Raw genomic sequence first — 23,174 nt, 5'->3', positions numbered from 1 at the left:
GCTCAACGCTCGCCGTGTAACGCCACGTAACCACGCCGACGATCCACGTGTCGGCATGTATCGTGCGCCGTGCCTGAAACATGCGTACGTAAACCAGAGGATGCGGTTCAGCTCCCGACAGGGGATCATCGCCGCATGGAGACCACAACGATGCAACGCCTGCTGATCGTCGACGACGACAATGACATCCGCCAGCTGCTGGCCGAGCAGCTCGGCCGCGCCGGTTACCAGGTGAGCACCGCCAGCGATGGACAGGGCATGCGCCAGGTGCTGGACCGCGAGCACGTGGACCTGATCGTGCTCGACCTCAACCTGCCGCGCGAAGACGGGCTCACCCTGTGCCGCGACCTGCGCGCGCGCTCCAGCACGCCGGTGATCATGCTGACCGCGCGCAGCGAGCCGATCGACCGCGTGCTGGGCCTGGAGATGGGCGCGGACGACTACCTGGGCAAGCCGTTCGAACCGCGTGAGCTGCTCGCCCGCATCCGCAACGTGCTGCGCCGGACCGAGGCACTGCCGGCCAACCTGGAGCCGCTGGCGATCCGCCGCGCGCGCTTCTCACAGTGGGTCTTCGACCTGGAACACCGTCACCTGGTCGACCCCAACGGGCGCGTGGTCGTGTTGTCCGGCGCGGAATTCCGCCTGCTGCGGGTGTTCGTCGGGCATGCCAACAAAGTGCTGTCGCGCGAGCAGCTGGTCTCGCTCAGCAGCGGCCGCAGCTACGAATCGCAGGATCGCGCGATCGACCTGCAGGTCAGCCGCCTGCGCAACAAGCTGGCCGACGATGGCGGCAGCGACGGACTGATCAAGACCGTGCGCAATGAAGGCTACGTGCTGGCCACCGCGGTCACCCTGGAATGATGCGGCTGCGCCGGTTCTTCGCCTCGATGGTCGGGCGCCTGTTCGTGATCCTGCTGCTGGGCATGAGCGTGGCGGCCATCGGCGCCACCATGCTGGCCGGCGCCAAGCGCCAGCAGGAATTCGAACGCCAGAACCTCAATCGCATCGCCGATCGCCTGCAGGGCTTCGTCAACATGCTCGATGGCAACCCGGAGCTGCGCGACCGGCTGCTGATGGTGGGCGGGCCGGCCGTGCGCAGCCTGCCCGCGGGCGCGCGGCTGGGTCGCGAGGACGCTGCGATGATGGCGGTGCTGGACGACCGCCAGGGCCCGGTCGCCCACGCCACGGTCCATTTCACCTCGTTCCGTTCGTGCCTGGCCAAGGCCCAGGAACTGCTGCCGCCGCCGCCGCCGCAGGAGCGGCGCCGCCCGCCGCACGAGCGCGACCCGGCCTTCATTCCGCCCAAGTGCCGGGCGGTGCAGGTGCCGCTCAGCGACGGCACCGTGCTGTCGCTGGCGCTGGAATCGCCGGCCATCGCCCACAACGGCATCCTGGCGGTCGACCCGCTGTTCCTGACCCTGCTGGTGCTGGCGATCGGCGCGCTCGCCTACCTGGTCGCGCGCATGGCCAGTGCGCCGCTGCAGCGGTTGGCGTCGGCCGCGGCCGAGCTGGGCGACGACCTGCAGCGCGAGCCGCTGCCGGTGACCGGGCCGCTGGAGGTGCGGCGTGCGGCCGAAGCCTTCAATGCCATGCAGAAGCGCCTGCAGCGCACCCTGGGCGAGCGCACCCAGATGCTGGCGGCGATCACCCATGACCTGCAGACACCGGTGACCCGGCTGCGCCTGCGCCTGGAGAACGTCAGCGATGAAGCGCTGCGCGAGCGCCTGATCGGCGACCTGGGCGCGATGCAGGCGCTGATCCGCGAGGGCTTGGAGCTGGCGCGCAGCGCGGAAAGTGCCGAACCGCGCGCGGCGCTGGACCTGGACTCGCTGCTGGAGAGCATCGTCGAGGACGCGCTGGAGGCGGGCGCCGAGGCCCGCTTCGCGCAGGGCAGCGGTGCGGTGCTGATGCTGCGCCCGCTGGCCATGCACCGGTTGTTCTCGAACCTGGTGGACAATGCCATCAGCTACGGCGGCACCGCCGAGGTCCGGGTCGAGCAGGGCAGCGACGGCGTACGCGTGCGCGTGCGCGACCAGGGCCCCGGCCTGGCCGAGGACGAACTGGAAACCGTGTTCGATCCGTTCGTGCGCCTGGAAACCTCGCGCTCGCGCGCCACCGGCGGGGCCGGGCTGGGCCTGACCATCGCCCGCGCGCTGGCGGAAAAGGACGGCGCCACCCTGCACCTGCGCAACCATCCGCAGGGCGGGCTGGAGGCGATCGTGCACTGGCCGGCACCGCCACGCCCGGCGGCCCACCGCACCGGGTGAGCCGGCACGGGCAAAGCCGCGCGGATTTGCCTACTATGGGCATCCCCCGCCAGCGTTTGCCGCATGAGTGCGCCCGATCTGGCCGGCTTCCTTTCCAGCTCCCTGTCGGATCCTCGCGGATGAGGCAAGGGGGAGACTGGACCCGGTGGCGGCCGGTACAAGCAGCAGTGACCGTTCAGCGCCTGTGCCTGGCGCTGCTGTTGCTGTGCCTGTGCGCCGGGCTGCCCGGCGCGGCCGCCGCGCAGGACGGCCCGCCGCCGCTGCGCGACTACGCGATCGACGTGTGGACCTCGCGCAACGGCCTGCCACACAACTCGCTGCGTGACATCGCCCAGACCCCGGAAGGACACCTGTGGTTCGCCACCTGGGAAGGGCTGGTGCGCTACAACGGCCTGGATTTCACCGTGTTCGACCGCAGCACCCGACCGGGCCTGCGCGACAACGGCGTGGGCGCCTTGTTCGTGGACCGCGACGGCGGCCTGTGGATCAGTGACTCGCGCGGCAACGTCACGCGCCGCAGTGCAGACGGGCGCTGGCAGGTGTTCCCGCATGCGCCGCCGGCGCCGCAGGTGCTGATCCAGGCCATGCAGATGGACAGCCACGGCCGGCTCTGGCTGCTCTATGAGGGCAGCGGCATCGGCAGCCTGACCCGTGACGGCCAGTTCGCCTACCAGCCGACGCCACCGGATGTGCCGATGGCGATGAGTTTCACCAAGCTGGTGGTCGATGCGCAGGATCGGGTCTGGGTCGGCACCTTGAATGGCCTGGTGGTGCGGGGCGCCGACGGCGTGCTGCGTCGCGCGCCGGAAAGCTGGGGCCTGGGCCGCGGCCTGGTCTGGCCGTACCGCGCGCCGGACGGGGTGTTGTGGATCGTCGCCGGCGAACGCATCTATCGCATGCAGGACGGCGCCCCGCAGCTGCAGCAGCGCCTGGCCACCGGCATGCATATCACCTCGATGCTGCAGGACCGCCACGGCGACCTGTGGCTGGGGACCGAAAGCCAGGGCCTGCTGCGGCTGTCGCGGCATGGCCTGGAACGCCTGCCTGCCGGCCTGTCGCTGCCGGGTGGGCGTGTGGTCAGCCTGCGCGAGGATGCCGAAGGCAGCATCTGGGTCGGCGCCAATGGCGGCCTGTACCGGCTGCGCGAAACGCTGTTCAGCAGTTTCACCGAGCGCGACGGGCTCAGCGGCGACTACGTGCGTACCGTGCTGGAAGACCGCAGCCGGCAGCTCTGGGTAGGCAGTGCCAGCGGGCTGGACCGGCGCGACAGCGAGGGCCACTTCCACCCGGTCCCCCTGCGCAACAGCGGTGGCAAGACGCCGTCGGTGCTGAGCCTGGCCCAGGACCACGCCGATGGCCTGTGGGTGGGCACCTTCGGCGACGGCATCCTGCGCCTGGACGCCCAGGGCCGCATGCTGCGCCGCTATGGCGCCGAGGACGGCCTGCCGGGCGGCAACATCCGCGCGATGAGCGTGGACCGCGACGGCGCGGTGTGGGCCGGCACCCAGAAAGGCGTGGCCCGGCTCGACGCGCAGGGGGTGACGGTGCCGGATGTGCCGGGATTGCCGGACAGCCTGATCACCGCGCTGGCGCACGATGAGGCCGGCGACCTGTGGATCGGCACCATCGAGGGCATCCGCGTGCTGCGCGGCGACCGGGTGGAGAGCGTCGACCTGGCCCCGCTGGGCGGGGGGCGCAGCGTGTTCGGCTTCCAGCATATCGGCGATGCGATGTGGATCAGCAGCGACCGTGGCCTGTACCGCTACCGTGCCGGCAGCCTGGCGCGGGTGGGGCTGGAGCAGGGCATGCCGGTGGATACCGTGTTCCAGCTGGTGCCCGACCGCATCGGCAATGTCTGGATCAGCTCCAACCGTGGCGTCCTGCGCACCGACATGGCGCTGCTCAACGACGTGGCTGACGGGCGCAGGCGCCGCATCGAGGTCGACCAGTACAACGAGATCGACGGCATGGCCAATTCCCAGGCCAACGGCAGTTCCGGCCCGTCGGCGATCCTGCGCCAGGACGGCACCTTCTGGGTGGTCACTGCCGGCGGGCTGAGCACGGTGGATCCGCTGCGCCTGCAGCGGTTCCGCGAGCGGCTTGCGCCGCCGGCGGCGATCGAGAACGTGCTGGTGGACGGCGTGCCGGTGCACTGGCAGGGAAATGGGCGCCACGCCGTGCCGGGCGGACGTCGCCTCACCATCAGCTACGTGGGGCTGAGCTACCTGATGTCCGAGCGGATCCGCTACCGCACCCGCCTGGATGGGCTGGACGCCAGCTGGATCGAGCGCGGCCAGCAGCGCAACGTCGAATTCATCGGCCTGCCCCCGGGTCAGTACACCCTGCACGTGGCAGCCGCGCACCCCGGCGGCAACTGGAGTGGCAGTGAAGCCACCTGGTCGTTCACCGTGGAGCCGTTCCTGTGGCAGCGCCGCAGCGTGCAGTTCATCGGCGGCCTGCTGCTGCTGGCCGGGCTGGTGGCGCTGTACCGCTACCTGATCGACCGCTACAAGGCCAGCAACGTGCGCCTGGCGCGCCGGGTCGATGCGGCCACCCGCGACCTGCAGGCACAGACCGCCAGCCTGCAGGCGTTGAACGAAGAGAAGACCCAGCTGGCCGAGCGCCTGGCGGTGCAGGCCGAGCAGTTCGAACGGCAGGCGCGCGAAGACGCCTTGACCGGCCTGCCCAACCGCCGTGCGTTCGACGAGGCGCTGGCGCGCGACTTCGCCCGTTCCCAGCGCAGTGGCCACCCGCTGTGCCTGGTGGTGCTGGACATCGACCACTTCAAGGAAGTGAACGACCGCCACAGCCACAGCGTGGGCGATGTGGTGCTGGTGGAAGTGGCGCGGGTGATCGCCTCGGCCTGCCGCGATTCGGACATGCCGGCGCGTACCGGCGGCGAGGAATTCACCCTGCTGCTCAATGACACCCGCCTGGCCGAAGCCGCGCAGGTCTGCGCGCGCCTGCGCGGGTTGTTCCATGACCATCCGGACTGGGCCGGCGTCCCCGGCCTGCAGGTGACCTTCAGCGCCGGCCTGGTCGAACTGGATGCGGCCGACCGCACCCCGATGCTGCTTTACCAGCGCGCCGACCGCGCGCTGTACCGGGCCAAGAGCGAAGGCCGCGACCGCACCGCGATCGGTTGATCAGGGACGTGGCCAGGCGTTGGCGATGGTGCAGAACAGTTTCGCGGTCTGCTCGGTGTCATACACCGCGCTGTGCGCTTCCTCCGCGTCCCACCCCAGGCCGGCCGCGGCAGCCGCACGCGCCAGCACGGTCTGCCCGTAGGCGATACCGGCCATGGTCACCGTGTCGAACACGCTGAAGGGATGGAACGGATTGCGCTTGTGCCCGACCCGGTTCACCGCCGCGTTGACGAAGCCCAGGTCGAAGTGCGCGTTGTGCCCGACCAGGATCGCGCGCTGGCAGCCGTACTTCTTCATCGCCGCGCGCACCGGCGCGAAGATGTGGTCCAGCGCATCCTTCTCGCTCTTGGCCAGCCGGAACGGGTGGTCGAGGATGATGCCGGTGATTTCCAGCGACTTCGGATCGATCTCCAGGCCTTCGGCCGGAATCACGTGCGCACTGGCGGTCTGCCCGGGGTAGAGCAGGCCGCTGTCGTCCATTTCGATCGGCACCGCGGCGATCTCCAGCAACGCGTTGCGGTTGCAGTCGAAGCCGCCGGTTTCCACGTCCACCACCACCGGCAGGAAGCCACGGAAGCGGGTCGCCATCATGCGCTGTGCGGCAGAGGGCACGTCTTCAGCGGCCGCGGGGGCGGCGGCCTGGGGGAGGTCATCAGTCATCGACGCAGTTTAGCAGAGCGGTTCGTCCACCCCGTGGCGGCGCTGCCAGGCTGCCAGGGCCAGCAGGGCCACGCCCACGACGGCCATCAGCAGTGCCGGCCCGGGCAGCAGCCAGCCCACCGGCAACGCCGCTGCCAGCGCCAGCCCGCCCCACGCGGTCGCGTCGGCGTGCGCGGCCGCCGCGGGCCGCCGCCGGCGCAACCAGGCATCCACGCTCAGGCGACCGGCCCCCTGCAGCAGCAGCGGCACCAGCATCGCGATGAACAGCAGCGGCAGCTTGTAGTTGCCGTGACCCTGGTCGCTGATCGCATAGCCCTCGGCCAGCGTGGCCAGCGAGCTCCACTGCGCCGGCCAGTGCACCGCGGCGGTGGCCACCACGGTCAACGCGATCAGCAGCGCGGCGCTGGCACGGGTGGCCAGGCCCAGCAGCAGGCAGGCCCCGCCCAGCAGTTCCAGCCAGGTCGCGGCGTGCCAGTTCAGCGCGGAAGGCAACCAGCGCAGCGGCAGCGGGAAATCGCCCTGGATGCTGTCGAACCAGTTCGTGCCGCGCCATTTTTCGCGGCCGGATTCGATGTATTCCCAGGCCAGCAGCAGGCGCAGGCCGAGCGGGGCCAGCCAGGCGCCGAGGCCGTCGAGGCGGGCACGCAGGGCGGGAGCAGGGAAGGGCAGGTGCATGGGGAAACTCCGCAGACAAGGTCGATGCGGAAAAGAGGGCGCGCACGCGGCAGCGGATGCGCGTGCGGGCCACGCGGTTCAGTCGGCGGTGGGGAACGCGGCCGGGCCGATCACCGCCGTGGCCTGCAACTGCGCCAGCAGCGCACGCCCGGAGTGTTCAAGCGCCGCCGTGTCCAGCCCATGGGTCTGCGCCAACTGCTGCAGATGGGCCGCGCCGGTGCGTGCGGGCGCGGCTTCCATCTGCACCAGCAGCGCCCAGGCCAGCGCGCTGAGTTGCGAAAACACGATGCTGCCTGCCGCGTCCCGCCGTGCCAGCAGGCAGGTGGGCGCGGGCGGTGGGGTACCGGGCTGGAATGCGGCACCGATCTGCGGCACCGGCCATTGGTACAGCAAGGGCCAGGCCAGCGCCGAACGCTGCAGTGGCACCTGCCACGGATCAAACGCCGCTGCAGGCGCCGGCAGTGGCGGGTCATCACTGCACTGCAGCGCCAGTTCCACCCATTCGTAATGCGCCAGTTCGGCCAGGAATGGCCGCGGCAGCACCGCCTGTTCCTGCAGCCACTGGACGAATTCGCCGGCCACCTCGGTGAACAGCGGCGACACGCAGCGGTGCTCGATGAAATAACGCCTGCACAGCGCCGTCCATTCGGCGTCGTCCAGCACCTGCAGCACGACGGGGAAGCTGCCGGCCAGCAGCGACTGCAGGTTGTTGAACAGCAGGTCGCGGTAGATCTGCAGGCGGCGTTGCGGGGCACCTTCGGGCGCCGCCTGCCGTTCCGGGTCGCGCAGGTGGCGGGTCAGCGCCCACTGCTGCTCGCGCAGCTGCCCGCTCATGCCCGCGGCTCCTGGCCGGCCAGGATGCGCCGCATCCGCTGCAGTTCATCGCGCAGGTCCGCGTACGCGGGAAAATTGAAGTCGCGTTCCAGCAGCGCCGGGCGCGGACCGAAGCGGTCGCGTGCCTGCGCCAGCAGCGTCCACACCGGGTCGACGACCGCGCTGCCGTGGGTGTCGATCTTCAGATCGTCTGCCTCGTCGTAGTGCCCGGCCACATGCAGGCACGCCACGCGTGCGGCAGGCAGTCCATCGATGAACGCGGCGGGATCGAAGCGATGGTTGATGGCATTGACGTAGACATTGTTCACATCCAGCAGCAGGTCGCAGTCGGCTTCCTCCAGCACCGCCCGGGTGAACTCCAGCTCGGTCATCGCCGCATGCGGGGTAAGGTAGGTGGAGACGTTCTCCACCGCGATGCGACGGCCCAGCCGGTCCTGCACGCGGGCGATGCGGGCGGCCGTGTGGTGCACCGCTTCTTCGGTGAACGGCAGCGGCAACAGGTCGTAGAGGTGGCCGTCGTCGCTGCAGTAGCTGAGGTGCTCGCTGTACAGGCTGACCTGGTGCGCGTCCAGGAAGCGGCCGACCCGGTCGACGAAGGCCATGTCCAGCGGCGCGGTCCCGCCCAGTGACAGCGACAGGCCATGGCAGGTCAGTGGATAGCGCGCGCTGAGCGCCTGCAGGCGCTCGCCCGGCACGCCGCCAAGCCCGATCCAGTTTTCCGGCGCGCATTCCAGGAAATCGATGTCCCCGGGCGGCGCCTGTTCCAGGTCGTCGAGCAGGGCGCGGCGCAGCCCCAGCCCCACCGCCGTTGCAGGCAACGACGGTGGGGTGGCCGAACGGGTGGCGACGCGGGGATCAGTGCCCGGCACCGCACTTGCCTTCGCCGCACTTGCCTTCGGCGGTCTTCTTCGCGGCAGGCGCGGGGGTGGCCTTGGTCTTGTCGGCGCCGCACTTGCCTTCGCCACACTTGCCTTCGGCGGTCTTCTTGTCGGCAGCGTGCGGCTTGGCCTTGTCGGCGCCGCACTTGCCTTCACCGCATTTGCCTTCGGCAGCCTTGGCGCCGGCCTTGGGGGCGGCCTGGGCCGCCAGCGCGTAGCCTTGGGCCAGGTCGGTCATCGACAGCGCCGAGGCGGTGCCGGCCAGGCCAAGGCCACCGGCGAGCGCGGCGCAGGCCAGCAGGGAGGCGTGTTTGGTGGACAGGGTCATGCGGAAGCTCCTTGTAATGCCCGTTCTGGGCAGGGTGGTGCGGGGGAAGCATGCCGGAATGCCGGCACGCGGGGAACATCAGGACAGGTATTCGCGCGCCATGACGCGGGCACGGTGCAGCCGGGCCTTGATGGTTTCGGGAGTGGTGGACAGCTGCGCGGCCAGTTCGGCGATCGACAGCCCCTCCAGGTCGCGCAGCAGGATCACTTCGCGGTAATGCGCGGGCAGGGACTCCAGCGCGGCGGCGCAGTCCCGGCGCAGCTCCAGGTTGTCGCGCTCGGCCGGCGGCAGGATTTCTTCGCGCAGCTCTTCAAGCCGCCACTGGCAACGTGCGCGCTTGAGCCGGTTGCACTCGCGCTTGACGATGCGGAATGCCCACGAGGTGAAGCACTCCACCAGGCGCAGGTCGCACAGGCGGCGCGATACCGTGATCAGGCTTTCCTGCACGGCATCCTCGACGTCGTTGATGACGCAATGGTATTCGGCGTAGCGACGCAGATGCTGGCGCGAATGCCGCAGCACGCGGTCCAGCGCGGCGCGGTCGCCGCCATGGGCAGCGGCAAGTTCGGTCTGGCAGAGGCTCTGCATGGCGGGCGGCGATCCTGTTCAACGTGGCACAGGATAAGAGCGCATCCAGGGCGCAATGGATGCGCGCCGTGCCCGGTCGAGACAGGTACGATTCATGGCAACCGGTGCGTCTGCGACATGAGCGGATGGTGGCGACACCCCTCGTCCCTGATTGGCCTGCCCGGAAACGCAGACGCGCCGGGAGGTCCCGGCGCGCCGAAGGCTGCTGCATGACGCTTGGGATCAGCGTCCGTCGAGGACCACGTCGGCGATGAGGCCGGTGGCCACGGCGATCAGCACATAGCGGTCGTCGACCTTGCGCCACTGCTGGCCGCGCTTGGGCGCATGCAGGCCGTGGCGCCTGTAGTCGCTCACGTAGGCGCCGCGGTGATCGCTGGCGAGGTGACCGCCACGACGGGGCGGATCATGGCGGTCATGTCCGCGCGATGGGCCGTGGCTGCGGTCGTCGCGCTGGTCATGGCGGTCGCGATGGTCGCGGTCATCATGGCGGGGCGGGGCGGCGAACGCCGAACCGGTGGCGGCGAGCAGGGTCAACGACAGCGTGGCGGCAATGAGACGTTTCATGGTCTGGACCCTCTGGAGCGGTGGGGTGGAACGCAGGTCCAGAGTGGGATTTTTTTGCTGAATAGGCAATTAAAAAAGGCCGATACGGGGTATCGGCCTGTAACGGCATGTAACACGGGCGGCAGCGCGCTTACAGCGGTTCGGTGCTGGTTTCGTCGCGCTTCTCGCGCGGCGGCAGGGCCTGCTCGCCATGCACCAGGAACCACACGTTCTCGGCGATGTTGGTGGCGTGGTCGCCGACCCGCTCCAGGTTCTTGGCCATGAACAGCAGGTGGGTGCACGGGGTGATGTTGCGCGGGTCTTCCATCATGTAGGTCAGCAGCTCGCGGAACAGCGCGGTGTACTGCGCGTCCAGGCGGGCGTCGTCGTCACGCAGGGCCAGCGCGGCGTCGGCATCGTTGTCGCGGTAGGCGTCGATCGCGCGGCGGACCTGCTGTGCGGCGAGCCGGCCCAGCGAACGCAGGCCCTCGATCTGCGGCAGCGGCGGCACCTTGCTCAGCGCGATCGAGCGTTTGGCGACATTGGCCGCGTAGTCGCCGATGCGTTCGATGTCGGCGGGGATGCGCAGGCCGGCCAGGATCTCGCGCAGGTCGCGCGCCATCGGGCCGCGCAGCGCCAGGCGCATCACGTCATGGCTGATCTGCTGTTCCAGGCTGTCGATGGCTTCGTCGTTGGCGATGATGCGCTGGGCGGCGCTGTCGTCGCGGCGCTCGATCACGTCCAGCGCCGCTTCCAGCTGCGCCACGGCCATCTCGCCCATGCGCACGATCTCGGCCACCAGCCGCTGCTGTTCTTCGTCGTAGCTCTTGACGATGTGGTCGTTCGGACTATTCATGTTGGTTCCCGTAAAACCGGACACTGCCCGGCTGGTTGATCTGCGGTAGAGCCAGGCCCTGCCTGGCTGGAACGTCTGGCGAAGACGACAGGGAGAACGACTTACCCGAACCGCCCGGTGATGTAATCCTCGGTCTGCTGCTTGTTCGGCTGCGAGAAGATCACTTCGGTGCGGTCGTGTTCGATCAGGTCGCCCAGGTACATGAAGGCGGTGTAGTCGGACACGCGCGCGGCCTGCTGCATGTTGTGGGTCACGATGACGATGGTGTAGTCGTGCTTGAGCTCTTCGACCAGCTGCTCGATGCGGCTGGTGGAGATCGGGTCCAGCGCCGAGGTGGGCTCGTCGAGCAGCAGCACGTCCGGGCGCAGGGCCACGGCGCGGGCGATGCACAGGCGCTGCTGCTGGCCACCGGACAGGCCCAGCGCGCTCTGGTTGAGCTTGTCCTTGACCTCATCCCACAGCGCACCCTGGCGAAGGGCATGTTCGACGCGGTCGTTCATGTCCGCCTTGGACAGCTTCTCGTGATGGCGGATGCCGTAGGCGACGTTCTCGAAGATGGTCATCGGGAAGGGCACCGGCTTCTGGAAGACCATGCCCACTTTGCTGCGCAGGCGGTTCATCGGGTACTTGGGCGAGAGGATGTTTTCGCCGTCCAGCAGCACCTCGCCCTTGGCTTCCAGCTTCGGGTACAGCGCGTAGATGCGGTTGAAGATGCGCAGCAGGGTGGACTTGCCGCAACCGGACGGACCGATCAGCGCGGTGACGCGCTTTTCCGGTACCTCCAGGCTGATGTTCTTCAGCGCATGGAACTTGTCGTAGTAGAAATCCAGCCCGCGCGCGGCCAGCTTGACCGGCGCCGGGTTGCCCAGCGACGCGTGCGAGGCCGGCACCGCGATGCGCTGCATCGGCACGGCATTGGAAAGATCGTTCATGGCGGTGTCCGCGGAAAGGTCAGTCATGGGAGATACGGTTGCGCAGCAGGATGCCGCGCGCCGAAAGGCTTACCAGCAGCACGAACAGGGTCAGCACCAGGGCGCCAGCCCAGGCCAGGGTCTGCCAGGATTCGTACGGGCTGCCGGCGAACTGGTTCATCACTACCGGCACGCTGGCCATCGGCTGGAACACGTTGCTGTTCCAGTACTGGTTGCCAAAGGCGGTGAACAGCAGCGGCGCGGTTTCGCCGGAGATGCGCGCCAGGGCCAGCAGGATGCCGGTGACGATGCCGGCGGCCGCGCTGCGGTAGAGCACCTGCACGGTGACCTTCCACTGCGGGATGCCGAGCGAAAGCGCGGCTTCGCGCATCTGCGAGGGCACCAGGCGCAGCATCTCGTCGGTGGTGCGCACCACCACCGGCAGCACGATGAAGGCCAGCGACAGCGCGCCGGCGAAGGCCGAGAACTGTCCGCCGGTCTGCATCACGTAGAGGGTGTAGACGAACAGGCCCAGCACGATGGACGGTGCCGACAGCAGGATGTCGTTGACGAAACGCACCACCGTGCCGGCGGTGCGGAAGTTGCCGTACTCGGCCAGCCAGGTGCCGGCCAGCACGCCCAGCGGCGTGCCGATGGCGATGGCCAGCGCACACATCACCGCGCTGCCGAAGAAGGCATTGGCCAGGCCGCCTTCCTGCATGGGCGGCGGCGTCATCTTGGTGAACAGGTCCAGGTTGATCCCGGCCAGGCCCTTGGAGGCGAGGGTGAACAGGATCCAGCCCAGGAAGAACAGGCCGAACAGCGCGGTCAGGCAGGACAGCAGCAGGGCGACGATGTTGACGATGCGGCGGCGCAGGTACAGCGGCTGTGCGGCGGTGGTGGCGACAGTGGACATCAGTTGCCCTCCTTGCGGGCCAGGCGCATCAGCATCAGGCGGGCGATCGCCAGCACCACGAAGGTCACGATGAACAGCACGAAGCCGAGCAGCAGCAGGGCCGAACGGTAGGTTTCGGTGGCTTCGCCGAAGTCGTTGGCGATCAGCGCGGCGATGGTGGTACCGGGCTCCAGCAGGGAGGGGGACAGGCGCACGCTGTTGCCGATCACGAAGGCCACCGCCATGGTTTCACCCAGCGCGCGGCCCAGGCCCAGGAAGATGCCGCCGATCACCGCCGAGCGGGTGTAGGGCAGCACGATGTCCCAGCTCACTTCCCACTTGGTGGAGCCCAGCGCGTAGGCCGATTCCTTCAGGCGGGTCGGCACGGTCAGGAACACTTCGCGCATCACCGAGGAGATGAACGGAATGACCATGATCGCCAGCACGAAGCCGGCGGTGAGCACGCCGATGCCCAGCGGCGGGCCCTGGAACAGCGGGCCGATGATCGGCCATTCGCCCAGGGTTTCGTTGAGGGTCGGGGTGACGTACTCGGTCATCACCGGCACCAGCACGAACAGGCCCCACATGCCGTAGATGATCGAGGGGATGCCGGCCAGCAGTTCGATGGCGGTGCCGACCGGGCCACGCATCCAGCGCGGGGCCACTTCGGTCAGGAAGAAGGCGATGCCGAAGCTCACCGGGACGGCGATGACCATCGCGATCAGCGCGGTGACCAGGGTGCCGTAGATCGGGGCCAGCGCCCCGAACTTGTTTTCGACGGGATTCCAGTCGGAGGAGTAGAAGAAGCTCAGGCCCTGTTCCTGCAGGGCATGGCGGCCGCCCCAGAGCATCGAGAGCGCGGCGCAGGCCAGGGCGACCAGCACCAGGACCACGGTGGCGATCAGCACCCCCCGGAACAGTTTGTCGTTGCGTGCATCACGCAGGTCGCGCGTGGAGGGTGCCGGTACAGGCTGGGCGATGGCATTCATGGGAAAGGCTGGGGCCCGAAATGAGGTGAGGTAGTGCCAGGCGATGCCTGGCAGAACGGTGCCACGATGCGAAACACCGGACCCGCGCAGGGCGCGGGTCCGGGCGGGATCATTTGAATTCCGCGGTCCAGTAGCCTTCGATCTGCTTCACCAGTTCGGCGGGCAGCGGCACGTAGTGCAGTTCGTTGGCCTGGGCCTGGCCGCTTTCGAAGGCCCACTTGAAGAACGCCAGGGTGTCCTTGCTGCGCTGGGCATCCTTGGGCTGCTTGTGCATCAGCATGAAGTTGGTGGCGGTGATCGGCCAGGCCTGGTCGCCGGGAGCGTTGGTGATGACCAGGTTGAAGTCCTTGGCGCTGGCCCAGTCGGCGCTGGCGGCAGCCGCGGCGAAGGTTTCGGCGGTCGGCTGCACCCAGTTGCCGGCGGCGTTCTGCATCGAGGCGTACGGCATGCCGTTCTGCAGGGCGTAGGCGAGTTCGACGTAGCCGATGGAGCCCTTGATCTGCTTCACGTACGAGGCCACGCCTTCATTGCCCTTGCCACCCACGCCGTCCGGCCACTGCACCGAGGTGCCTTCGCCGACCTTGCTCTTCCAGTCGGGGCTGACCTTGGACAGGTAGTTGGAGAAGTTGAAGGTGGTGCCCGAGCCGTCCGAACGGTGGACCAGGGTGATCTTGCCGTCGGGCAATTTGACGCCCGGGTTGGCCGCCACGATCGCCGGGTCGTTCCAGGTCTTGATCTTTCCCAGGAAGATGTCGGCCAGCAGGGGGCCGCTCAGGCGCAGCTTGCCGGCGTCCAGGCCGTCGATGTTGACCACCGGGACCACGCCGCCGATGGCGGACGGGAACTGGCCGAGGCCGGCCTGGGCCAGCTCTTCGCTGGACAGGGGCTTGTCGGAGGAACCGAAGTCGACGGTGCCGGCCTTGATCTGGGCGATACCGCCGCCGGAGCCGATGGACTGGTAGTTGACCTTGGCGCCGGTGGCGGCGTTGTAGTCGGCCGACCACTTGGAGACCAGCGGGAAGATGAACGATGCACCGGCGCCGGAGATTTCGGCAGTCAGCTTGTCGCCGGCGGCCGGGGTTGCGGGGGGAGCGCCGGCAGCCGGTGCCGTGGCCTGGCCTTCGGCGGCCGGCTTGCAGGCGGACAGGCCCAGCGCGATGGCCAGGGAAAGGGCGGCAAAGCCGGCCGAATGCAGTTTCATGCGTCACTCCGTAGCGGGGATGGGGTGCCGGGCTGGCCGGCTGACGCTGCTATGAAATGATGTTTTTGTTACAGCTTGATGACGCCGTGACCGTGGGCACGTTGAAGCCCCGCAGGGCAAGGCCTGGCGGGGGAGGTACAGCGGCTGCCGGTGGGGCGAGTGCGGGGCCGCCATACCCTTGTCTGCGAATGTCCCCCGGCGGCGGCCTGCGCCGCCGCCGCCTCCTTTGCTTCGCCACAAGGGCATGGCGGCCCCGCACTCGCCCCACCGGCATTGGCACCGTGGCATCCGCTTTACCTTGCCAGCCGCAAGCCGCGCCCCGTCGCGGCCGGTAGGTCCCTGGCAAAGTAAAGGAGGAGGTGGCGGCCGCAGGCCGCCGCCGGGGGACATTTGCATAGGGGCCTGCCGGCCGCGGCGGGGCCCTCAACGCTCGCGAAGCAGTCGATCGAAGACATTACCCCACGCTTCTACGCAAAAAAGCGCGGACCTTTCGATCCGCGCCGGTGGCGACGCCAGGGGGAGAGAGGACCTGGCGCCGCCGTTGCCTGCAATGCGTACCGACCAACGGTCGGTACCTACCGGGGACATGCCGCGTTGAACCGATCCACGGTCGGTACCTGCCGGGTAGGTCACGACCGTTGGTCGTGACCCTTTCGATCAATATTTCAGGTTCTGCGACCAGTAGGTCTCGATCTGCTTGACCAGCGCGTCCGGCAGCGGCACGTAATCCAGCTGCTTGGCCTGGGCGTCGCCGTTCTTGTAGATCCAGCGGAAGAACTCCTGGGCGGACTTGGCACCGGCCGCGTTCTTGGGCTGCTTCTGCACCAGGATGAAGTTGGTCGCGGTGATCGGCCATGCGTCGGCACCCGGCGCATTGGTCATGACCAGGTAGAAGTCCTTGGCGTTGGCCCAGTCGGCGCTGGCGGCCGCGGCGGAGAACGATTCGTCGCTCGGCTGTACGACCTTGCCCGACGCGTTCTTCATCGCGGTGTAGGCCAGCTTGTTCTGCAGCGCGTAGGACAGCTCGACATAGCCGATGCCGCCCTTGATCTGCTTCACGTAAGCGGCCACGCCTTCGTTGCCCTTGCCGCCGATCCCGGCCGGCCACTGGACCGAGGTGCCTTCACCGACCTTGCTCTTCCAGTCCGCGCTGACCTTGGACAGGTAGTTGACGAAGTTGAAGGTGGTGCCCGAGCCATCCGAACGGTGCACGATGGTGATCTTCTGGTTCGGCAGGGTGACGCCCGGGTTCAGTGCGGCAATCGCCGGGTCGTTCCAGGCCTTGGTCTTGCCCAGGAAGATGCTGGCCAGGGTCGGGCCGTCCAGCTTCAGCTGCCCCGGGGTGATGCCCGGAACGTTGACCACCGGTACCACGCCGCCGATCACCGACGGGAACTGCGCCAGGCCGGCCGAGGCCAGTTCTTCCGGCTTCAGCGGGGCGTCGGAGGAGCCGAAATCAACGGTCTTGGCCTTGATCTGGGCGATGCCGCCGCCCGAGCCGATCGACTGGTAATTGACCTTCTTGCCGGTGGCGGCGTTGTAGTCGGCCGACCACTTGGACATGACCGGGTAGATGAACGAGGCGCCCGCGCCGGTCACATCGGCGGCATTGGCGGCGAACACGGACGACGCGGCGAGGACGGCTACTGCGGCGCGCGACTTGAAGGCGTGGATCACGGGGTGGCTCCTGGGATGGATGAAGGTGCGGGGTTTCCCGCCCGGTGCCTATTGCATAACGGTTCAATGACAGCGCGACGTCTGTCATATGACGACCGCATGACATGGAGGGCGAGTGCCCCCACGCAGGCAACGCATGACGTTGAAACAGAAAAGGGCGCAGCCCAAGCTGCGCCCTCTCCATCGAACACGTGACGCTGGGCTTACCAGAAGAACTGCAGGCGCGCTTCCAGGATGTTCGGGTCGTCGTTGACGAAGGTGCGGCTGGCCGAGCTGTACTTCTTGCTGTCCACCATCACGTAGTTCAGCGCGAACTTGGTGTTGGAGCGCCAGTAGTAGTTCACGCCCACGGTCCAGATATCCATCTTGCCGCCCAGCACGCCGTCCACGATCGGCGGACGACCGGCGACCGGATTTGCGCGCAGGTGGCCATCGTCCAGGTTCATCGAGTCATAGCGCGCGCCCAGCTGCCACATGCCACGGCCCGGCTCGTCCGGCAGGCCGGTGGTCGGCACGCCGCCCTTGTAGCCCCAGGTCTCGCCGGTGATGTTCCACAGCCCGCTGACATAGAAACCGTCGCTGGTGTAGTTGTCGCGCGTCATGCGCTTGGCTTCGCTGGTGTAGTACTCGGCCTGGGCCTTGAACGGGCCGCCGATGTACATGGCTTCGGCACCGATGGTCTTGACCCGGTCGGTGTCGGTCATGTTGCCGCTGTCGACCAGGCGCGCGGTGGCCAGGTCGGCGTTCGGACGGGCACGCACGCGCAGGGTATCGGCGTCGGTGTCGTAGTCGACGTAGCTCAGGCCGAAGTGCAGGACCTGGCCCTTGTCGTTGATCGGCGCCCAGGTGCCACGCGCGCCGTAGCCGCTGCCGTGGGCCAGGTTGCGGGTCAGCTCGCGACCGAACGCGCTGGCGGTGATCGACCAGTTGGCGTCGCCGACGCTGTAGGCGCCACCGAGGCGGCGGGCCACGGCGTAGGTGTTGGTGACCGCAGCCTTCGAGATGAAGTCGTTGTTCTTGGTGCTGGACAGCTCTTCCAGGCTGTTGGGCTGCTTGAACTGGCCCAGCTGCACGAAATGGTTGGCGTTGCCGGCCAGCTTGTACTTGACGTTGGTGTCCAGGAACTTGTCGGCCTTGGCGTCGTAGCCGACCACCCATTCCACGTTGCCCGGGCCCTTGCCCTTCAGCACCAGCTCGGCGCGACGCAGTTCGAATTCGCTGTCCTTGCCGTTGGCGGCATCGCCACCGTTGAGATCGGTCACATCGTTGTCGAACCAGTTGCCGTCGGCCTGGACCAGGCCTTCGAAGGTGATCTCCGAGCCGCCGATCACGTCGATGGCCACTTCAGCGTGGGCGGCCGGCACGAACAGCGCAGCGGCCACGGCCGCAGTGAGGAGTTGGCGATGCAGTTTCATGGAAAGGAGCCTTGCAGGCAGGTGGGAAGATGCTGCGCAGGCTAATTAGTGAAGATTGCGTAAATATGACAGTTTCAGGCAAAGCAGCCCCGGCCCCGGGGCAAGCAGTTGCTGGGGTTGCCAAAACTGCCCGAAACAGATGACTGCCCGGTTGCGCGCAGATGGCAGTCGCCGCCGTCGCTCAGGCGGCGGTCTTCTGCTTGAACCGGCACAGGTCGCGGATCACGCACTGCGGGCAGTCGGGTCTGCGCGCCTTGCACACATAGCGGCCATGCAGGATCAGCCAGTGGTGGGCGTCGAGCAGGAACTCGGCCGGAATTACCTTGACCAGCAGGTCTTCCACCGCGCGCACGTCCTTGCCCGGGGCCAGCCCGGTCCGGTTGGCCACCCGGAAGATGTGCGTATCCACGGCCATCACCGGTTCGCCGAACGCGGTGTTGAGCACCACGTTGGCGGTCTTGCGACCGACCCCGGGCAGGGCTTCGAGTGCGGCGCGATCACGGGGGACCTCGCCGCCATGCTGTTCCACCAGCAGGCGGCAGGCGGCGATCACATTCTTCGCCTTGGCGTTGAACAGGCCGATGGTGGCGATGTACGTCTTCAATCCGTCTTCGCCCAGCGCCAGGATCGCCTGTGGCGTGTTGGCGACCGGGAACAATCTGCGCGTGGCCTTGTTGACGCCCACGTCCGTGGCCTGCGCCGACAGCGCTACCGCCACCAGCAGTTCGAACGGCGAGCTGTACTCCAGTTCGGTCTTCGGGTGCGGATTGAGTTCGCGCAGGCGGGTGAACATTTCAACGACGTCGGCCTTGGGCATGCGCGCGCTGCGCGGTGCGGCCTTTGCAACGGTGGGCATCAGGGAAGCTTTCCAGCGGCCCTGGCCTTGGCACGCGCCAGGATGGCGGCGGCCGCAGGCGGCAGGGCCGGCTTCAGATCGGGAGTGGGGGCAGGCGGTGCGCGTCGCGCCTCGCGTTCGGCCGCGCGGCGCGCCAGCCGTTGCGCGCGCTGGCGGTAACGGTCGCGCGCGGCCCAGGCGCGTTGCAGCTGCCGCTGGGCCAGCAGCAGGCGGGCGGGGAGGTCCGGGTAATCGGGCAGCAGCCGCTCGTCGCCAGCGGCGGGCACGTAGTCCATCAGGCCGGCGTCCAGCGCGGCGTCCAGATCATCGGCCAGTACCCGCAGCAGCAGGCGCGCCGGCGCGGCCCCGGGGGCGTCACCTCCCTGAACCACGGGGCGGTTGACCCCGGGCGCCGCGGTGGCACCATCGTCGGCAACGGTCAGGGGCACGTCGGCCACGGCAGAAACTCCTGATAAAACGTTAAAAAATAGTGATTTTGAACTCTGTAAACGAAAGCAGGTCAAAGCCTCCGTCGTTAGTGGCGGTTCAACGTTGCGGCGGCTATCCTAACCCGTCGCCTCAGGGCGGCCCAATGCGTCCTGAGTTACCACCCCTGGAGAAACGTTTGATGAAGTTGCGTTCTATCGCGGTCGCCGTCGCGGCCCTGGCCCTGACGGGCAATGCCTTCGCCCAGGACACTTCGTCCGAAAAGGGCAAGCTGAGCTATTACTTCGGTTACGACTACGGCAACAACCTGGCCGAGCTCACCCAGCGGGGCGAGCAGCTGGACATCAACTCGGTGGTGAAGGGCCTGCAGGATGCCTACGCCAAGAAGCAGCCGGCGATCACCGCCGAGCAGCTCAAGCCGGCCGTTGAGGCGTTCCAGAAGCGCGAGCAGGGTCGTGCCGCTACCGCCAAGGCCGAGTATGAAAAGGCCGCCGGCGAAAACAAGACCAAGAGCACCCAGTTCCTGACCGCCAACAAGGCCAAGGCCGGCGTGCAGGCGCTGCCGAGCGGCGTGCAGTACCGCATCATCGAAACCGGCAAGGGCGCCAAGCCGACCCAGGCCAGCACCGTGCAGCTGGAAGTGGCCGGTCCGTACCCGTACGGCCAGCGTCCGGCCGAAGCGCGTCCGGCCCAGCAGATTCCGTCGATCAAGGTCAGCGAAGTCGAAATGAAGGCCATGCGCGAAGTGCTGCTGCAGATGCCGGCCGGTTCGAAGTGGGAAGTCACCCTGCCGCCGGAACAGGCCTACGGTGCCGACCCGCGCACCCCGTTCCCGCCGAACGTGGCCGTGCAGTTCGAAATCAAGCTGGTCAGCGTCAAGTAAGAACGGCTGGAAACAACAAAACGCGTCGATGGCAACATCGGCGCGTTTTTTGTTTTCGCCATTCGCGCTACTGTTGACCGGTGCACTCCCCGGAAAACGTCCCACATGCCATGCCCAGCCCCTGCATTGGAACCTGCGCGCTCGACCGCGCCGGCCTGTGTGGCGGATGCCTGCGCAACGTGGATGAAATCACCCGCTGGTCGACGATGACCCGACACGAACACCATCATGTGATGCGGCAGGTGCTGCCGCTGCGCGAACAGCTGCGGCAGTCGCTGGGCGGCTCGCTGGCCAGCCACGAGCGCCTGCTGCGCGCGTTGCACCCGCTTGACGCACCGCCAGCCGGCGATGGCTGGAACCGCAGCGAACTGGCCGACCTGCTGCCACCCGGCCCGCCGGTGGAAGCGGCGGTGCTGGCCGGGATCATTCCGCGTGCCAGCGGCGCGCAGGTGCTGCTGACCCGGCGCACCGATACGCTGCGCCAGCACGGCGGGCAGGTCGGGTTTCCCGGCGGCCGCCAGGAGCCTGACGACCGCGATGCGGTGGCCGCCGCCCTCCGCGAAAGCAACGAGGAAATCGCGCTGGCCCACGACCAGGTGCAGGTGCTGGGTTACCTGGATCCGTTCGTGACCATCACCGGCTATCGGGTGATGCCCGTGGTGGCGGTGATCGACCCGGCGTTCGTGGCGGTGCCGCAGCCGGACGAAGTGGCCGACGTGTTCGAAGTGCCGTTCGATTACCTGATGGACCCGGCCAACCTGCACCAGGTCGAGATCGACCACCGCGGCCGCATCCGCCACGTGCTGGAATACGGCTGGCCGGGCCAACGCATCTGGGGCGCCACCGCCGCCATCCTGTACAACCTGCGTCGCCGCCTGGAGCAACTGGAATGAGCACCGCCAACCCGACCCCGTGGCCCCCCCTTGTCGATGTGGCGACGCTGTCCAAAGCGCTGGCGCAGGGCGATGCGCGCCTGTTGGATGCACGCGCCACCGCCAGTACCGCGCCGCGCGTGCTGGATGCGCGTTTTTCCCTGGCCGATCCGCAGTCCGGCGCGCGCGATTACGCCGCCGGACATCTGCCGGGCGCGCTGCGCGCGGACGTCAACCGCGACCTCGCTGACATGCGCGTGGTCGGCCACGGCCGCCACCCGTTGCCGGACAGCGATGCGTTCGCCGCCACGCTGGGGCGGTGGGGAATCGGTCCGGATACCCAGGTGGTGGTCTACGACGGCGGCGATGGCAGCATGGCGGCGGCGCGCGCGTGGTGGTTGCTGCGGTTGATCGGGCACACGCAGGTGGCGGTGCTGGATGGCGGCCTCGCGGCGTGGCAGGCGGCCGGTCTGCCGTTGACCACGGAGGTGCCGGAAGTGGCGCCGCTGCCGGCCTATCCGGGACGGTTCGACACGGACCAGGTGGCGTCGGCGGATGAGATCGCCACGCGCTTGAACGATGCGCCCGGTTGGCTGCTGGATGCGCGTGCCGGCGAGCGGTTCCGGGGCGAGGTGGAGCCGCTGGATCCGGTGGCGGGGCATGTGCCCGGGGCGGTGAACCGCCCGTTCGCATTGAATGTGGCCGACGGCCGCCTGCGGCCCGCAGCCGAACTGCAGGCCGCGCTGCGGCCGCTGATCGGAACGCATGATCCGCAGCAGGTGGTGGTGATGTGCGGGTCGGGCGTGACCGCCTGCCATCTGCTGTTGGCGATGGAAGTGGCCGGGCTGCACGGCGCGCGGGTCTATGCCGATTCGTGGAGCGGGTGGGTCAGCGATTCAAACCGACCGGTCGCGACCGGCGCCTGATCGGTCGCCACCCAAGGCGTCAACGAATGGCACAGGTAGAGCGGACTGTCAGTCCGCTGCTCTCCGCGTCAACCCGCAGGCTGCACGCCAACGGCAGCGGACTGACAGCCCGCTCTACCCCTCCAGCGGCGTCAGCGTGACCGCCGCCAGCACCCGCGGCCACGGGAACAACGGGCCCGGGTCGCGCTTGCGCTGCACGCGCCGGTCCGGGTCGTCGCTGGCGGCTTCTTCCCGGGTGTCCAGCGTCTCGTGTCCGGCGATGTGGTGCAGGGCGGGCAGGGTGTCGCACAGATGCTGCAACAGGTCGATCAAGGCCGAGATCTGCACCTCGGGGTAGGGTTCGTCCATCGCCTGGTGGCGCGAATCCAGCCAGTGCGGGTAGCGGCCGGTGTTGACCAGCTCGATGCCGATCGAGCGCGGGTTGTAGCCGCTGACGTGGTGGGCCACGCGGTCGACCGGGACGTATTGCACGATGCTGCCGTCGCGATCGATGTAGTAGTGCCCGCTGTTGCCGCTGCCACTGGCGTACAGCACGCGTTCGCCGTAACTGCGCGCCATGGCCAGGTCGGGCAGTTCGGTGCAGTGGATCACGACCAGGTCGATGTCCTCCGGCGCGCGCCTGCCCAGCTGCGCCACGTAGGGCAGCGGCTGCGAATCGATGCGGGGCGGGGCGCGGTCGGGCATGTGCCGATGCTAGCATTCGGGCATGAGCGCTGACATTTGTTTCCCCGCGGTGGCTGCATGAGCCGCGGCCACTGCATTCTTTCCCACGGCTTCGAAAGCGGCCCGGACGCCACCAAGGTCACCGCCCTGGCCGAGGTGGCCGAGCGACTGGGCTGGACCCACGAACGCCCCGACTACACCGACCTGGATGCCCTGCGTGAGGTCAGCAGCGTGGGCGATGTCCGTGCCCGCCTGCAGCGCCTGGTCGAGCGCGCCAGCGCCGCCGCTGCGAACGGCCCGGTCGTGCTGGCGGGTTCCTCGCTGGGCGCCTACATCTCGGCCATCGCCTCGCTGCAGGTCCCGACCCGGGGCCTGTTCCTGATGGTGCCGCCGACCCGGATGGGGCCGATGCCGGCGCTGGACGCCGCCCGCGTGCCCACCAGCGTGGTCCACGCCTGGCACGACGAGCTGATTCCTGCCGCCGATGTGATTGCCTGGGCCCAGGCCCGGTCCGCCCGCCTGTTGCTGGTGGACGACGGCCACCGCCTGAACAACCACGTGGACGCCTCCGCGCACGCCTTCGAGGCCCTGCTCGCTACCCTCCCGTAGGGCGGGGCTCCGCCCCGCTGCCTTCCCTTGGCCGTTCGGCCAGCCGGGCAGGGCCCGTCGCTACGCGGCCGCGCGG

24 protein-coding genes are annotated in these 23,174 nt (G+C 68.4%); 7 read left to right on the top strand and 17 right to left on the bottom strand.

The features are described 5' to 3' along the window. Positions 1-135 precede the first annotated feature (135 nt). The 3 genes from ACIGII_RS09305 (at position 136) to ACIGII_RS09295 (ending at position 5,413) form a co-directional block, all read left to right on the top strand. Positions 136-861, top strand: a complete 726-nt coding sequence (locus tag ACIGII_RS09305) for a response regulator (protein WP_399636983.1) — start codon at positions 136-138, stop codon at positions 859-861. Then, the gene (locus tag ACIGII_RS09300) at positions 858-2,267 is read left to right on the top strand and encodes an ATP-binding protein (RefSeq protein ID WP_399636981.1); all 1,410 of its coding nucleotides are present in this window, start codon (positions 858-860) and stop codon (positions 2,265-2,267) included. Before ACIGII_RS09305 ends, ACIGII_RS09300 begins: the two co-directional genes overlap by 4 nt. A gap of 119 nt (positions 2,268-2,386) precedes the next feature. Further along, positions 2,387-5,413 (top strand): two-component regulator propeller domain-containing protein, encoded by a 3,027-nt coding sequence (locus ACIGII_RS09295; RefSeq protein WP_399636979.1) that lies wholly within the window; start codon positions 2,387-2,389, stop codon positions 5,411-5,413. On the opposite strand, the gene rnt is transcribed toward ACIGII_RS09295, so the two are convergent. The 16 genes from rnt to ACIGII_RS09215 all read right to left on the bottom strand — a co-directional run bounded on the left by rnt (position 5,414) and on the right by ACIGII_RS09215 (position 19,090). Then, on the bottom strand, positions 5,414-6,001 hold the full coding sequence (gene rnt, locus ACIGII_RS09290; protein ID WP_399637112.1) for a ribonuclease T: 588 nt from the start codon (positions 5,999-6,001) through the stop codon (positions 5,414-5,416). It abuts the gene before it with no gap. Positions 6,002-6,082: 81 nt separating this feature from the next. Beyond that, on the bottom strand, positions 6,083-6,748 hold the full coding sequence (locus tag ACIGII_RS09285) for a DoxX family protein (RefSeq protein WP_399636978.1): 666 nt from the start codon (positions 6,746-6,748) through the stop codon (positions 6,083-6,085). 78 nt (positions 6,749-6,826) lie between these two features. Continuing rightward, on the bottom strand, positions 6,827-7,582 hold the full coding sequence (locus tag ACIGII_RS09280) for a DUF2063 domain-containing protein (protein ID WP_399636976.1): 756 nt from the start codon (positions 7,580-7,582) through the stop codon (positions 6,827-6,829). Beyond that, positions 7,579-8,451: a DUF692 domain-containing protein gene (locus ACIGII_RS09275; RefSeq protein ID WP_399636973.1), complete on the bottom strand. Its 873-nt coding sequence runs from the start codon at positions 8,449-8,451 to the stop codon at positions 7,579-7,581. The genes ACIGII_RS09280 and ACIGII_RS09275 overlap by 4 nt, the downstream gene beginning before the upstream one ends. Continuing rightward, entirely contained in the window at positions 8,438-8,788 is a 351-nt protein-coding gene (locus tag ACIGII_RS09270) for a hypothetical protein (RefSeq protein WP_399636972.1), read from the bottom strand. The genes ACIGII_RS09275 and ACIGII_RS09270 overlap by 14 nt, the downstream gene beginning before the upstream one ends. Positions 8,789-8,866: 78 nt before the next feature. Next, positions 8,867-9,376, bottom strand: coding sequence for an RNA polymerase sigma factor (locus ACIGII_RS09265; RefSeq protein ID WP_399636970.1), 510 nt, complete (start codon positions 9,374-9,376; stop codon positions 8,867-8,869). 222 nt (positions 9,377-9,598) lie between these two features. After that, the gene (locus ACIGII_RS09260; protein ID WP_399636968.1) at positions 9,599-9,940 is read right to left on the bottom strand and encodes an RcnB family protein; all 342 of its coding nucleotides are present in this window, start codon (positions 9,938-9,940) and stop codon (positions 9,599-9,601) included. A 130-nt stretch (positions 9,941-10,070) separates the two neighbouring features. Continuing rightward, a complete protein-coding gene (gene phoU / locus ACIGII_RS09255; RefSeq protein ID WP_399636966.1) occupies positions 10,071-10,775 on the bottom strand; it encodes a phosphate signaling complex protein PhoU in 705 nt (234 codons plus the stop codon). Positions 10,776-10,876: 101 nt separating this feature from the next. After that, a complete protein-coding gene (gene pstB / locus ACIGII_RS09250; protein WP_399637111.1) occupies positions 10,877-11,707 on the bottom strand; it encodes a phosphate ABC transporter ATP-binding protein PstB in 831 nt (276 codons plus the stop codon). A gap of 19 nt (positions 11,708-11,726) precedes the next feature. After that, entirely contained in the window at positions 11,727-12,602 is an 876-nt protein-coding gene (gene pstA, locus ACIGII_RS09245; protein ID WP_399636965.1) for a phosphate ABC transporter permease PstA, read from the bottom strand. Continuing rightward, a complete protein-coding gene (gene pstC, locus ACIGII_RS09240; protein WP_399636963.1) occupies positions 12,602-13,570 on the bottom strand; it encodes a phosphate ABC transporter permease subunit PstC in 969 nt (322 codons plus the stop codon). The genes pstA and pstC overlap by 1 nt, the downstream gene beginning before the upstream one ends. Positions 13,571-13,679: 109 nt before the next feature. Further along, positions 13,680-14,771: a phosphate ABC transporter substrate-binding protein PstS gene (gene pstS, locus ACIGII_RS09235; RefSeq protein ID WP_399636960.1), complete on the bottom strand. Its 1,092-nt coding sequence runs from the start codon at positions 14,769-14,771 to the stop codon at positions 13,680-13,682. Between the two features lie 657 nt (positions 14,772-15,428). Beyond that, on the bottom strand, positions 15,429-16,448 hold the full coding sequence (pstS, locus tag ACIGII_RS09230; protein WP_399636958.1) for a phosphate ABC transporter substrate-binding protein PstS: 1,020 nt from the start codon (positions 16,446-16,448) through the stop codon (positions 15,429-15,431). Positions 16,449-16,651: 203 nt separating this feature from the next. Continuing rightward, positions 16,652-17,863: an OprO/OprP family phosphate-selective porin gene (locus ACIGII_RS09225; RefSeq protein WP_399636956.1), complete on the bottom strand. Its 1,212-nt coding sequence runs from the start codon at positions 17,861-17,863 to the stop codon at positions 16,652-16,654. A gap of 181 nt (positions 17,864-18,044) precedes the next feature. After that, positions 18,045-18,719 carry an endonuclease III gene (gene nth / locus ACIGII_RS09220; protein ID WP_399636954.1) on the bottom strand — a complete coding sequence of 225 codons (675 nt, stop codon included), beginning with the start codon at positions 18,717-18,719 and terminating at the stop codon, positions 18,045-18,047. After that, on the bottom strand, positions 18,719-19,090 hold the full coding sequence (locus ACIGII_RS09215; RefSeq protein WP_399637108.1) for a hypothetical protein: 372 nt from the start codon (positions 19,088-19,090) through the stop codon (positions 18,719-18,721). The genes nth and ACIGII_RS09215 overlap by 1 nt, the downstream gene beginning before the upstream one ends. A 236-nt stretch (positions 19,091-19,326) precedes the next feature. Between ACIGII_RS09215 and ACIGII_RS09210 the strand changes: the two genes are divergently transcribed. The 3 genes from ACIGII_RS09210 (at position 19,327) to ACIGII_RS09200 (ending at position 21,826) form a co-directional block, all read left to right on the top strand. Beyond that, positions 19,327-20,028, top strand: a complete 702-nt coding sequence (locus tag ACIGII_RS09210; protein WP_399657499.1) for an FKBP-type peptidyl-prolyl cis-trans isomerase N-terminal domain-containing protein — start codon at positions 19,327-19,329, stop codon at positions 20,026-20,028. 110 nt (positions 20,029-20,138) lie between these two features. Continuing rightward, the gene (locus tag ACIGII_RS09205) at positions 20,139-20,921 is read left to right on the top strand and encodes a CoA pyrophosphatase (RefSeq protein WP_399636949.1); all 783 of its coding nucleotides are present in this window, start codon (positions 20,139-20,141) and stop codon (positions 20,919-20,921) included. Continuing rightward, positions 20,918-21,826 carry a sulfurtransferase gene (locus ACIGII_RS09200; protein ID WP_399636947.1) on the top strand — a complete coding sequence of 303 codons (909 nt, stop codon included), beginning with the start codon at positions 20,918-20,920 and terminating at the stop codon, positions 21,824-21,826. Before ACIGII_RS09205 ends, ACIGII_RS09200 begins: the two co-directional genes overlap by 4 nt. Positions 21,827-21,940: 114 nt before the next feature. Here the strand turns inward: ACIGII_RS09200 and ACIGII_RS09195 are convergent, their stop codons facing one another. Beyond that, positions 21,941-22,510, bottom strand: a complete 570-nt coding sequence (locus ACIGII_RS09195; RefSeq protein WP_399636944.1) for an N-acetylmuramoyl-L-alanine amidase — start codon at positions 22,508-22,510, stop codon at positions 21,941-21,943. A gap of 57 nt (positions 22,511-22,567) precedes the next feature. On the opposite strand from ACIGII_RS09195, the gene ACIGII_RS09190 reads away from it, so the two are divergent. Next, the gene (locus ACIGII_RS09190) at positions 22,568-23,098 is read left to right on the top strand and encodes a hypothetical protein (RefSeq protein WP_399636942.1); all 531 of its coding nucleotides are present in this window, start codon (positions 22,568-22,570) and stop codon (positions 23,096-23,098) included. Positions 23,099-23,174 lie beyond the last annotated feature (76 nt).

The organism is Stenotrophomonas sp. NPDC077420, from assembly GCF_044543385.1.
GTDB lineage: Bacteria > Pseudomonadota > Gammaproteobacteria > Xanthomonadales > Xanthomonadaceae > Stenotrophomonas.
Note: the sequence above shows the minus strand (reverse complement) of the source record. Positions and strands in the feature narration are given on the sequence as shown.